Source organism: Pseudoduganella buxea, from assembly GCF_009720835.1.
GTDB classification, from domain to species: domain Bacteria; phylum Pseudomonadota; class Gammaproteobacteria; order Burkholderiales; family Burkholderiaceae_D; genus Rugamonas; species Rugamonas buxea.
The window spans coordinates 1-255 of the sequence record NZ_WNKZ01000314.1 but is presented as its reverse complement, the minus strand read 5'-3'; the positions used below and the strand labels follow the sequence as shown (position 1 = coordinate 255).

Sequence of the window (255 nt, the reverse complement as noted above, 5' to 3'; positions counted from 1 at the left end):
AATACTCATCTCGCCCACCTGTGTCGGTTTGCGGTACGGTCTCGTATGACTGAAGCTTAGAGGCTTTTCTTGGAACCACTTCCGATTGCTTCGCGAACAAGTTCGCTCGTCCCAATCCCTTGAATTATGTACCCGGATTTGCCTAAGTACCTTCTATGAATCAGAAACTGACTATTCCAACAGTCAGACAACCTTCCGCGATCCGTCCCCCCATCGCATCATACGACGGTGCAGGAATATTAACCTGCTTCCCAT

General features: G+C 49.0%; 1 rRNA gene. It reads right to left on the bottom strand.

The window, feature by feature from the left end:
* Positions 1-255: ribosomal RNA gene (locus GM672_RS30300) — 23S ribosomal RNA — on the bottom strand; the annotation flags it as partial.